This window comes from Clostridium sp. UBA1652, from assembly GCF_002320975.1.
Taxonomy (GTDB): Bacteria; Bacillota; Clostridia; order Clostridiales; family Clostridiaceae; genus Clostridium_T; species Clostridium_T intestinale.
In genome coordinates this window covers 28,685-41,138 of the sequence record NZ_DCLI01000095.1, presented here as the reverse complement: position 1 = coordinate 41,138, position 12,454 = coordinate 28,685, and the positions used below count along the sequence as shown (strand labels likewise).

General features: G+C 32.8%; 11 protein-coding genes. All 11 read left to right on the top strand.

The annotated features are described in order from the left end of the window. Nucleotides 1-352: 352 nt before the first annotated feature. The 11 genes from B3N22_RS22675 (at nucleotide 353) to yedF (ending at nucleotide 12,443) form a co-directional block, all read left to right on the top strand. On the top strand, nucleotides 353-1,462 hold the full coding sequence (locus tag B3N22_RS22675; protein ID WP_286910836.1) for a BMP family ABC transporter substrate-binding protein: 1,110 nt from the start codon (nucleotides 353-355) through the stop codon (nucleotides 1,460-1,462). 20 nt (nucleotides 1,463-1,482) lie between these two features. Continuing rightward, the gene (locus tag B3N22_RS22670) at nucleotides 1,483-3,018 is read left to right on the top strand and encodes an ABC transporter ATP-binding protein (RefSeq protein ID WP_286910835.1); all 1,536 of its coding nucleotides are present in this window, start codon (nucleotides 1,483-1,485) and stop codon (nucleotides 3,016-3,018) included. Further along, nucleotides 2,999-4,084: an ABC transporter permease gene (locus tag B3N22_RS22665; protein WP_286910834.1), complete on the top strand. Its 1,086-nt coding sequence runs from the start codon at nucleotides 2,999-3,001 to the stop codon at nucleotides 4,082-4,084. Before B3N22_RS22670 ends, B3N22_RS22665 begins: the two co-directional genes overlap by 20 nt. Next, nucleotides 4,085-5,014, top strand: a complete 930-nt coding sequence (locus tag B3N22_RS22660) for an ABC transporter permease (RefSeq protein ID WP_021803617.1) — start codon at nucleotides 4,085-4,087, stop codon at nucleotides 5,012-5,014. A gap of 110 nt (nucleotides 5,015-5,124) precedes the next feature. Continuing rightward, nucleotides 5,125-7,266 carry a xanthine dehydrogenase family protein molybdopterin-binding subunit gene (locus B3N22_RS22655; RefSeq protein WP_286910831.1) on the top strand — a complete coding sequence of 714 codons (2,142 nt, stop codon included), beginning with the start codon at nucleotides 5,125-5,127 and terminating at the stop codon, nucleotides 7,264-7,266. After that, nucleotides 7,253-7,726 carry a (2Fe-2S)-binding protein gene (locus B3N22_RS22650; protein WP_286910829.1) on the top strand — a complete coding sequence of 158 codons (474 nt, stop codon included), beginning with the start codon at nucleotides 7,253-7,255 and terminating at the stop codon, nucleotides 7,724-7,726. Before B3N22_RS22655 ends, B3N22_RS22650 begins: the two co-directional genes overlap by 14 nt. Next, on the top strand, nucleotides 7,720-8,586 hold the full coding sequence (locus B3N22_RS22645) for an FAD binding domain-containing protein (protein ID WP_286910827.1): 867 nt from the start codon (nucleotides 7,720-7,722) through the stop codon (nucleotides 8,584-8,586). The genes B3N22_RS22650 and B3N22_RS22645 overlap by 7 nt, the downstream gene beginning before the upstream one ends. A gap of 278 nt (nucleotides 8,587-8,864) precedes the next feature. Continuing rightward, nucleotides 8,865-10,016, top strand: a complete 1,152-nt coding sequence (locus B3N22_RS22640; RefSeq protein WP_286910825.1) for a double-cubane-cluster-containing anaerobic reductase — start codon at nucleotides 8,865-8,867, stop codon at nucleotides 10,014-10,016. Between the two features lie 8 nt (nucleotides 10,017-10,024). After that, on the top strand, nucleotides 10,025-10,792 hold the full coding sequence (locus tag B3N22_RS22635; protein WP_286910823.1) for an acyl-CoA dehydratase activase: 768 nt from the start codon (nucleotides 10,025-10,027) through the stop codon (nucleotides 10,790-10,792). Nucleotides 10,793-10,798: 6 nt separating this feature from the next. Further along, entirely contained in the window at nucleotides 10,799-11,830 is a 1,032-nt protein-coding gene (gene selD / locus B3N22_RS22630) for a selenide, water dikinase SelD (RefSeq protein ID WP_286910821.1), read from the top strand. A 13-nt stretch (nucleotides 11,831-11,843) separates the two neighbouring features. Further along, on the top strand, nucleotides 11,844-12,443 hold the full coding sequence (yedF, locus tag B3N22_RS22625; RefSeq protein ID WP_286910819.1) for a sulfurtransferase-like selenium metabolism protein YedF: 600 nt from the start codon (nucleotides 11,844-11,846) through the stop codon (nucleotides 12,441-12,443). Nucleotides 12,444-12,454 lie beyond the last annotated feature (11 nt).

Here is a 12,454-nt window from a genome sequence, read left to right as displayed (position 1 = left end):
TAATAAGTACCCTATGTTAAACCATATTAATTCATATATTCCTTAAATTACATATTAGAAAAGTTGGCACGGGAATTGCTCTATATATTTATGCAGTTTAGTTAGAATCTTTATTTGATAAATGACTATTATTTTATGCCATTAAAAATTAATAACGAATATTATTATAAGCAAGTTCAATGAGGAACTTTAGAGCTTAGAAATTGATTTTTTATTGTATTTCTAAAACTCAAAGTCTCTTTTGAACTTGCTTTTTTATTTTTAATAATAATATTGTCATTTAGAAAGATAGGGAGGTAAAGGTAGCAATTGTTAATCAAAATTTTAAGTATTTAATTAAGGGGGAAAAAACATGAAAAAATTTCTTAAAATCTTTGCAACAGGTTTAGTTGCAGCATCATTAGCATTAACTGGTTGTAGCACATCTTCGGGGGATTCAGGAAAGAAAACTGAAGAAACAAAAAAGGATATAAAAGTAGGATTCTTATTATCAGGTCCAATTACAGATGGGGGATATAACTTCAATCACAACAAAGGTAGACTTTACCTTGAGGAGCAAACTGGAGTTGAAACAATTTATAAAGAATCTGTTAAAGAAGATTCAGCTGAAGTTCAAAAAGTAGTAGAAGATATGATTAGCCAAGGTGCTAACGTAATAGTTGGAGCAAGTTTTGGATTTATGGATGGTATGGTTGCATCTGCAAAAGCTCATCCAGATGTAAAGTTCTTACATGGTGGTGGACATCAAACAGCAGATAATTTATCTAACTACTTTGGTAGAGAGTATGAGGCTAGATACTTATCAGGTATAGCTGCTGGTATGAAATCTAAAACTAAAAAACTTGGTTTTGTAGGAGCATTCCCAATACCAGAAGTTATAAGAGGTATTAATGCATTTACTTTAGGAGCACAATCAGTAGATCCTAGCATAACTGTACAAGTTGTTTGGACAAATACTTGGTATGATCCAGCTAAAGAAAAAGAAGCTGCAAAAGCTCTTATTGCAAACGGTGCTGATGTTATAGGACAACATCAAAATACAGCAGGTGCACAACAAGCAGCAGAAGAAGCTGGTGTATTCTCAGTAGGTTATAACATAGACATGAGCGAAGCTGCTCCAAAAGCTAACTTAACTTCAGACATATTTAACTGGGGAGTTTATTACACAGCTCAAATAAAAGCAATTCAAGATGGTACATGGAAATCTGGAAGCTACTGGGGTGGAATTAAAGATGGTCTAGTTGATATAGCACCACTTACAAGTAATGTAGCAGAAGGAACTAAAGAGAAGATAGAAAAAGCTAAAGCAGCAGTAGTTTCAGGAGAAAACAAAATATTTGTTGGACCTTTAAAAGATCAAACTGGAGCAGAAAAAGTTGCAGCTGGAAAAACTATGACTGATGATGAAATCTTCTCTATGAACTGGTTTGTAAAAGGTGTAGATGGAACTATTCAAAAATAATTAATATGGAGTGATACTTTATGAATTCAGAGTTAATTGCTGTAAAAAGAATAACCAAGACATTTGGAAAAGTTGTAGCAAATAACAATGTTGATTTCAGCGTAAATGCCGGTGAAATACATGCACTTTTAGGTGAAAATGGGGCAGGTAAAAGTACACTTATGAATATGCTATCTGGAGTTTATACTCCAGATAGTGGTTCAATATTCATACATGGAAAAGAAGTTACTTTTACCTCACCTAAAGATGCTATAAAAGCAGGAGTTGGAATGATATATCAACATTTTAAGTTAGTAGAATCAATGACTGCTATACAAAATGTATTGTTAGGACAAGAGAATAAATTATTTGTTAGTCAAAAGAAGCTTTTAGATAAAATTAATGATATATGTAATAGGTTTGAGTTAGATATAGATGTTAATAAATATGTTCAGGATATGTCTGTTGGGGAAAGACAAAATCTTGAGATATTAAAGGTATTATATAGAGGTGCAGATATTCTTATATTAGATGAACCAACATCGGTTTTTACACCACAAGAAACTAAAAAGTTATTTAACATTATGAATAAAATGAAAAAAGAGGGTTGCGCTGTTATATTTATAACACATAAATTAGATGAAGTTATGGAGGTTTCAGATAGAATCACTATATTAAGAAAAGGTGAGACAATCTGTACTGTTGATAAGTTGAATACAAATCCTAAAAATCTTACTGAACTTATGGTGGGAAAAGAAGTGGATTTATTTATAGATAGGGTAGAATGTGAAGCTGGAGAAGTAGTTTTAAAGGTTTCAGATTTAAGTGTTTCAGGTAGCGACAAGATAAAGCTACTAAAGGATGTAAGTTTTGAGATAAAAGCTGGAGAAGTATTAGGTATAGCGGGTATAGCAGGTTGTGGTCAAAAGGAGCTTTGTGAAGCTATAACGGGAATATGTAAAATAGATGAAGGTGAAATAAACTTTAATGGAGAAAACTTAGCTGGGAAAACTTCCAAAGAATTTATGGAAAGAGGAATAGCTATGAGTTTTATTCCAGAGGATAGACTAGGAATGGGTTTAGTTGGAGCTATGGGAATAGTAGATAATCTATTATTAAAAGATTATAGAAAACAAAAGGGTATGTTTGTTAATAGAAAAAGTTTAGTAGATAAGGCTAAGGATATAGTAGAAAAGCTAGAGGTTAAAACACCAGGAATATATTATCCTATAAGATATCTATCAGGTGGAAACATTCAGAAGGTTTTACTTGGAAGAGAATTAAGCTTAAATCCTAAACTTATAGTTATGGCTTATCCAGTGAGAGGTTTAGATATAAATACTTGCTACACCATTTACAACTTAATAAATGAGGAAAAGAAAAAAGGCACCTCAATTTTATTTGTTGGAGAAGATTTAGATGTACTCATTAAACTTTGTGATAGGATTATGGTTTTAAATAGTGGAAATGTAACTGGAGTAATTGAGGCAGAAAAAGCTACTAAAGAAGAAATTGGTCTTATGATGGTATCAAGCGGAAATAAGGATGGTGATAAATATGCTAGTGAGGCTAGTTAAGAGAACAGAAGTAGATAATAAAAAAAGTATGCAGATAAGAGTACTAGCAGTAGTTTTAGCTTTAGTTATAGTAAGCTTATTACTTCTTTTTCTTAAATTAAATCCATTAAGTGTATATGGCACAATGCTAAAAGGCGCTTTTGGTTCTGCTTATGGAATAAGACAAACAATAATTCAAGCAATTCCTCTTTTGATTGCTGGCTTAGGAGTATCTATAGCCTTCAAAATGAAGTTTTGGAACATAGGGGGAGAAGGACAGATAATGATGGGAGCTTTTGGAGCTGCGCTAGTAGCTTTAAATTTTCAAAGCTTACCTAAACCATTATTATTGCTACTAATGCTTGTAGTAGGTGCTGTTTTAGGTGGAATATGTGTGTTAATTCCAACATATTTTAGAGTGAAATATAGAACTAACGAAACTATCACTACCTTAATGATGAATTATATAGTTTTGAAATTCATAACTTACTTACAGTATGGGCCATGGAGAGACAAAAATTCTTTAGGCTTTCCTAAGATTCCAAATTTCTCTGATAATGCTATTATGCCTAAACTTTTTGGGGTTCATATAGGATGGATTATAGCTATAATTTTGGCTGTTTTAGTATATATTTATATGAACTACACTAAAAAAGGATATGAGATTTCAGTAATCGGAGAAAGTGAAAATACGGCTAAATATGCAGGGATGGATATAAAGAAAACAATTCTTGGAGCGCTTTTCTTAAGTGGGGCAATCTGTGGAATTGCAGGAGTTATACAAGCTTCAGCAGTAAGTCAGACTTTATCTGTAGAGGTATCAGGTGGAGTAGGTAATACAGCAGTTATAATAGCTTGGCTTGGGAATTTAAGTTCAATAGGAATAAGCATAGTAGCTGTACTATTTGCAGCTTTAGTGTCCGGTGCAAGACTTATACAAACAGCCTATGGAATTCCTGAATCTGCAGCTTCATTATTGCAAGCAATTATACTTTTCTGTGTACTTGGAAGTGAGTTTTTTGTAAGATTTAAGCTTATATTTAATGGAGTATCTAAAAAAAGAGAAAAAGTTCAGGAGGTGGTATAAATGGATTGGATTACGAATTTTTTAGCAGCAGCAGTTATCGCAGGAACACCCCTTCTTTTTGGAACTTTAGGAGAAATAATAATAGAAAAAGTAGGAAATCTTAACCTAGGGGTTGAGGGGTTAATGCTTTTGGGTTCAGTTATGGGCTTTATGGTAGGACTGAGTACTGGAAATCCATTTATTGCTTTAATTGCAGCTATGATTGCAGGAGCACTAGGGGCATTAGTATATGCTTTTTTAACTGTTACTCTTAGAGCTAATCAAACTGTTTCAGGTTTAGCTTTAACCATATTTGGAACAGGATTATCAAGTTTACTTGGAACTAAACTTGTAGGGCAAGTAACTCCAGATAGTATAAAGGCATTTTTTAAACCTGTTGCCATTCCTTTATTATCAAAGATACCAGTTTTAGGTACAGCTTTATTCAACCAAGATCCCTTTATTTATTTAGGATATATATGTGCAATAGTCCTAGGATTATATTTATATAAAACCTCAAAAGGGTTAAATGTTATAGCTGTAGGAGAAAATCCAGCTGCTGCAGATGCTGCAAGTATAAATATTAATTTATATAAATATGTGCACATTCTTTTAGGTGGAGCTTTGTGTGGACTTGGAGGAGCCTATCTTTCACTTGTATATGTACCTGCATGGCAAGAGAATGTTACAGCAGGTCGTGGGTGGATAGCTGTGGCTTTAGTTATATTTGTAGGATGGAATCCATTTAAGGCTTTAATAGGAGCTTATTTCTTTGGAGGGTTAGATATATTAGGATTTAGAATAAGTAGTCCATTTATTAATCAATATTTGATTGCGGCTATTCCATATATAGCAACCTTTGTAGTTCTTGTAGTGGTTTCTATGAGAAATTCAAGAAAAAATTCTCCTCCTAAATCTTTAGGACAATCATATTTTAGAGAAGAGAGATAAAAGATCTTAGAAAAACAAATTAGTTTAGAGGTTGCTGCAAACAAATTTGCAGTAACCTTATTTTTAAATCAGTAAGTTAGAGTTGATTATGAAAAATAGGGGGTGATTATATGCTTATTGATGAAATAAGTAAACCTGTTAAGAGAATAGATGTTGAGGATAAGATTAAAGGAAAAACGGAATATTTGGCAGATATGCACTTTGAAGACGCTTTGTATGCAAAAACTTTAAGATCTACAAAGGCAAGAGCAGAAATATTATCAATAGATATTCCGAGGCTTCCAGAAGGGTATTATATAGTAGATAAAAATGATGTGCCTGCTAGAAATGGGGTTAAAATAATAAATTATGAAATGCCATTTTTTGCAGAGGATACAGTAAACTACATTGGGGAACCGCTTTTACTTTTGGTCGGACCTGATAAAGAGACTGTTGAGGAATTAATAACAGAGATAAAAGTTAATTATAAAGAGTTAAAAGGAGTTTTCTCCATAGATGAATCTGAAGCCCTAACCGAAGTTATATATGGAAAAGATAACTGTTTTATAGAATATAATTATGGAAAAGGTGACCTAGATAAAATTGAAAAAGAAGCAGCCTATGTATTTGAAAAAGAATATACAACTGGATATCAAGAGCACATATATTTAGAAACTCAAGGTATGGTTGGAACTTATGAAAATGGACGAGTTAAGGTTATAGGCTCTATGCAGTGTCCTTATTATGTTAAAGATGCAGTAGTAGATGCTTTAGGTTTTGATTATGATGATGTTCAGATAGTTCAAAGTAATACTGGTGGAGGTTTTGGAGGAAAGGAAGAATATCCTTCTTTAATAGGTGGGCAAGTTGCTATTGCTGCATTAAAGATTAAAAAGCCAGTTAAGCTTATATTTGATAGGGATGAAGATATTCAATGCACAACTAAAAGACATCCTTCACAAATTATTTTAAAAACTTTTTTAGATAAAAATCATAAGATAATAGGTGTAGATGCAGATGTTAAATTAGATGGTGGCGCTTACATGGGGATATCTAATATAGTTTTACAAAGAAGTATATTTGCAGCCATAGGTGTATATGATGTTGAAAATATAAAGGTTAGAGGAAGAGCTTTTGCTACTAATAATATTGTGACAGGAGCCTACAGAGGTTTTGGAGCACCGCAATCTTTTTTTGCTACAGAAATGCACATGGAATATATGGCAAAGGAATTAGGAATAAATTCTTTGGACTTTAAGAAAAAGAATTTATTGAAAAAAGGAGATCTATCTTCAACTGGTGGGGTATTTAGAGAGGATATTGTATTACCAAAAATAATTGAAACTATAGAAGAAATGTCTTCATATAGCGAGAAATATGAACAATATAAAAAGAGTGATAAATATAAGGGAGTAGGAATGTCTCTATTTTTCCATGGAGGTGGATTCACTGGAAATGGTGAAAGGGATATTATAAAGGCAAAGGTTAAGCTTAAAAAATATAAAGATGATAAAGTAGAAATTCTTATATCTAACGTTGAAATGGGACAGGGAGTAACTACTGGACTTAGGAAGATAGTTGCCCATGCTTTAGAGATACCATTAGAAGATATAATATATGCAAATCCAGATACTGATAGGGTTCCAAATTCAGGACCTACAGTTGCTTCAAGAACCACAATGATTATAGGAAAACTTCTTCAAAATGCGGCTATAAAGATGAAAAAAGAGTGGAAATCTGGAGAAGAGATAGAGATTATGGAAAAATATAAACATCCAGAAGGGTTTAATTGGGATGCAGAAGCTTTAGTTGGAGATGCATATAATACTTATTCATGGGGAGCTAACGTAGTAGAGGTTGAAGTTAATCCTATAACTTATGAAGTAGATATAAAGGGTGTTTGGGCTGTTTTTGATATAGGCAAGGCTATTGATGCAAAGATAATAGAAGGTCAGATAGAAGGTGGAGTTGCTCAAGGTTTAGGTTATGCAGGCATGGAGGTTATGAACTCTAAAGAAGGAAGATTAATTCAGAGAACCAACACTGATTACGTAATACCTACAGCGAAGGATCTACCTAAGATTCATAATAAGTTAGTTAACACACCTTATGATTACGGTCCTTTTGGAGCTAAAAGTGCAGGGGAACTTACTTTAATAGGAGCAGCATCTGCTTATGCAATTGCAGTACAAAATGCAATAGGAAAAACAGTGAGCCAGATTCCTGTAACCCCTGAGTTAATAATGGAGGTAATAAAAAATGACAAAAATTAAATTCAATCTAAATAATAAAGAGGTTAGTATTGAAAGCAATCCATTAAGACGACTTTTAGATGTTCTGAGAGAGGATTTTAAATTGATAGCGCCAAAAGAAGGTTGTGGACAAGGCGAATGTGGAGCCTGCTCTGTAATTATAGATGGAAATCTTATTAATTCTTGCTGTGTGCCTTTAGGTAATGTAAATGCAGCTAAAGTTATTACAATAGAAGGCCTCGTAGATACTAAAGAATTTAATATACTAAAGGAAGCATATGAGGATGCGGGAGCTGTTCAATGTGGTTTTTGTACTCCAGGAATGATAATGGCATCATATGCACTACTAACTAAAAATAGTAGACCAAATGAGGATGAAATCAGAGAAGGAATATCAGGGAATCTTTGTAGATGTACAGGATACGATAAAATAATCGAAGCTATTAAGTTAGCTTCAAAAAGAGGTGATACTGTATGGTAATAAGTAAAGAGGAGAACTCTAATATAATATTGTATTTACCAGAAAGTTTAAAAGAGGCTTTGGAGGTAATAAGTAGAGAAGAGACTATAATATTATCTGGTGGCACAGATCTTATGGTAAGAAGGAAAAGACCCTCAGGACTTATACCTAGGTTTGATAAAAATACCATCTTTGTTGCAAACCTAGCAGAATTAAAAAAAATATACACACTAAGAGATTATCTTCATATAGGAGCTGCATGTACATTTTCTGAAATTAGTAACTATGAGTTAATTCCTGATTACTTTAAAATTGTAATTAAGGATATAGCTTCACCAGCTATAAGGAATGTAGCAACTATAGGAGGGAATATCTGTAATGCTTCGCCAGCTGCTGATATACTTCCATTACTTTATGCTTTAGAAGCTGAATTAGTAGTTGGAAGTTTAAAAGGAGAGAGAATAATATTTATAGAAGATTTTATTGCAGGTCCAGGAAGAAACATATTAAGCGGCGATGAAATTCTTAAGGAAATAAGGATTCCAATGGCTAATTTTAATGAGTATTATTATAAAAAAGTTGGAACCAGGAAAGCAACAGCTATATCTAAATTATCTTTTATAGGTTTTTTAAATGTAGAAGATGATGTGATTAAGGATGTTAGAATAGCTTTTGGAGCAGTGGCACCTACAATAGTTAAGTCTAAAAAGATGGAGAATGAACTAATAGGTAAGAATATAGACAATTTAGATGAAATAAGCGAAGAGGTAATTGAGGAATATTCAGATTTAATAAATCCTATAGATGATCAAAGATCAAATAAAAACTACAGGAAACAGGTAGCAATAAATTTATTAAAGGATTTTCTAAAGTTAAAATAGGCTCTTCACGTATAGAGTGTATAATGATTAATAAATTGTACAATTATAATAAAGCCCTTTTAAATTTTAAATTTATAATATAAAGACGTCATTGTATAATTAAATTACAGTGGCGTTTTTGTGCAATAAAGTGAAACTTAGCTTCAGAGGGAGTTTTAATCTCCCACTGAAGCTAAGTTGAACTTATCTAGGGTCGTGCCACTGTTATCTCCCGCTTTAATAGAAGATGGGAGAGTTACAGTGGCTAGACATCAGAAAATATTAAGGAGTGTTGATGTATGGATATTAAAAAGGATTTGCCAGAGATTTTTGAAGATTTTTCTGAAGCAAGAAAAAATGGGTTCATAATAGCAAAAGAACTTAAGGAGAAGAACATTCCTTTAATAGGAACATTTTGTACATATATGCCCCAGGAAATAGCTATGGCGGCTGGAGCAGCAGTAGTTTCTCTTTGTTCAACCTCAGATGAAACTATAGGAGATGCGGAAATGGATCTTCCTAGAAATCTTTGCCCACTAATAAAAAGTAGCTATGGTTTTGGGAAAACAGATAAGTGTCCTTATTTTTATTTCTCTGATTTAATTGTAGGAGAGACAACCTGTGATGGAAAGAAAAAGATGTACGAGTATTTAGGTGAATTTAAAGCTGTTCATGTTATGCAGTTACCTAATACACAAGTTGGGGAAAAAAGTTATGAATTATGGAAAAGTGAGATAATAAAACTAAAGGATTTGTTAGAAGATAAATTAGAACTTAAAATTACAGAAGATAAGCTTAAAGAAGCTATAAACTTAAAAAATAGAGAAAGAGTAGCCTTAAAGAATTTTTATGAAATTGGTAAGTTAAATCCACCAGCTATTTCTGGAACGGATATATTGAAGGTTATATATGGAGCTACTTTTAAGTTTGATAAAGAACATTCTATAGAAGAGCTTTCTAGTTTAACTGAGAGAGTAAAAAGAGAATACTCACAAGGGAAAAGACTAGATAGTAGACCAAGAATATTAATAACAGGATGTCCTATAGGGGGAGCTGCTGAAAAGGTAGTAAAGGCTATTGAAGACAATGGTGGTTATGTAGTTGCTTTTGAAAATTGTACAGTTGCTAAGGCAAATGAACTTTTAGTAGATGAGGATAAGGATGTATTTGATGCCTTAACAGAAAAATATCTTGCAATAGGCTGCTCTTGTATGAGCCCTAATGAAAATAGAAAAACTTTATTAGGAAAGATGATTGAAGAGTATAAGGTAGATGGGGTAGTAGATGTAATACTTCAGGCTTGCCATACTTATGCCGTAGAAACTCTTTCAATAAAAAGATTTACAAATAACAATTATAAAGTTCCATATATGGCAGTAGAGACAGATTATTCACAGTCAGATATAGGACAGGTAAATACAAGAATGGCAGCATTTATAGAAATGTTATAGGTGAAAATATGTATTCAATAGGAATAGATTCAGGTTCTACCTCAACTAAAGGAATATTATATAATGGGAATATAGTTAAAAAGATAATAACTAAAACTACTTCAAGGCCTAGAGAAAGTATGATGAAGATATATTCAGATTTATCTTATGGACTTGAAGATAAACCTTATGTAGTGCTTACTGGTTATGGGAGAGAACTTGCGGATTTTGGAGATAAGAAGGTTACTGAAATTACCTGTCATGGAAAAGGTGCTAAATACCTTTGCGAAAATACAAAAACTGTAATAGATATTGGTGGTCAAGATAGCAAGGTTATAAAACTAGATAGAGATGGTAATCTTACAGATTTTTTGATGAATGATAAATGTGCAGCTGGGACTGGAAGATTTTTAGAGGTTATGGTAAAGACCTTAGATGAAGAATTGTCATCAATAGACTCTCTTACAAAAGGGGTTAAGCCGTATCCAATATCTAGTATGTGTACCGTATTTGCAGAATCAGAAGTTATAAGCCTAATTGCTAAAGAGGTTCCAAGAGAAGAAATACTATCAGGGATTTTATCCTCGATTGCAAAAAGAACAGCTACCTTCGCATCTAAATTAAATATTGAAGAAGGTGTGTTTTTCTCTGGGGGAGTTAGTAGAAGCGAAGAATTTAAGAGAAGATTAGAAGGATTTATAAATAAAGAAATAAGGGTATCTCCTTTATCCCAATATGCTGGCGCAATAGGAGCAGCGATAATTGGGTATGAGAAGCAATTTAAATTGAGGAAGTGAATTTGTATGAGCCAAAATAACGTGAAATTTACCTGTGGCGGTGGATGTACAGCTAAGTTAGGTCCAGGTATGCTTAAAAGTGTATTAGATAAGATTCCTAATAAGTTTGATGAGAATTTATTAATAGGCTTTGATAGCTCAGACGATGGAGCTGTATATAAATTGACAGATGACATAGCTATTATTCAGACCTTGGACTTTTTTACTCCAATAGTTGAAGATCCATATACCTTTGGCAAAATAGCTGCAGCTAATGCGTTAAGTGATGTATATGCAATGGGGGGAGAGGTAAAGGTAGCTCTTAATATTGTGGGATTTCCAGAAAAGATGGAGGCAGATATTCTAGGAGAAATACTTAGAGGAGGAGCTGAAAAAGTTCATGAAGCAGGAGGCGTTGTATCTGGTGGACACTCTATAAATGATCTAGAACCTAAATACGGCTTATCTGTAACTGGAGTAGTTCATCCTTCAAAGATTCTTCCTAATAATAATTGTAAGATAGGAGATAAACTTATACTTACTAAGCCTTTAGGGGTAGGAATAATAACAACGGCTCATAGGGTAGGAGAAGCTAGTGAAGAAGCTTATAATAAGGCCATAAAATCTATGGAAACTTTAAATAAATATGCGGCTGATAAGATGAAAAAATACAAAGTTAACGCATGTACTGATGTAACTGGCTTTGGATTTTTAGGACATTTAAATGAGATGATTAAAGATGAATATTCAATAAAGGTAAATGGAAACACCATTCCTTATATTGAGGAAGCTTATGATTATGCTAAAGAGTTTTTAATAACAGCAGGTGGACAAAGAAATAGAAGACATTTAAAGGATAAAGTATTGTTTAAAGATATTGAATTTGCATTAGAGGAAATTTTATTTGATCCACAGACTTCTGGAGGACTTTTGATAAGTTTATCTTCAGATGAGGCAGATGATTTATTAAGGGAATTACAAGAACTTGATTTAAAATCAGAAATTGTAGGAGAAGTTATTGAAAAACAAGAGTTTAATATAATAATTGAGAAATATTAAAGGAGAGAGAAATATGATAAAAGTTGATGCTAGAGGGGAACTATGCCCTATACCAGTAATAAAGGCTAAAAAAGCTTTAAAAGAAATTGAGAAAGATGGAGTTATTCAAGTAGTTGTAGATAACGAAATAGCTAAAGAAAATTTAGAGAAAATGGCTAAAGAGATGGGATACAAGTATGAGGGTGAAAAATTAGGTGAAGATCACTATGAGGTTAAGATAATAAAAGGAGAAGGAGAGGAAGAAGTTAAAGAAGTTCTTATAACTAAGGAAACTATAAGTTCAACAGCTGTAGTTATTTCTTCTGACAAGATGGGGGAAGGAAATGAAGAACTCGGGACTATTTTAATGAAAGCTTTTATTTATACCTTAACAGAAACAGAGACTCTTCCAACCTGTATTTTGCTCTATAATGGAGGAGCTAAACTTACAACTAAGACTTCAGCTGTATTAGAAGATCTGAAAAAGCTTGAAGAACAAGGGGTAGAAATATTAACCTGTGGAACATGTCTAAATTATTATGGATTAACTGAAGAATTAGCTGTTGGATCTGTAACTAACATGTACAGTATTGTAGAAAAAATGAATTCTTCAGATAAAATAATTAAACCATAAGAGGAATTAGA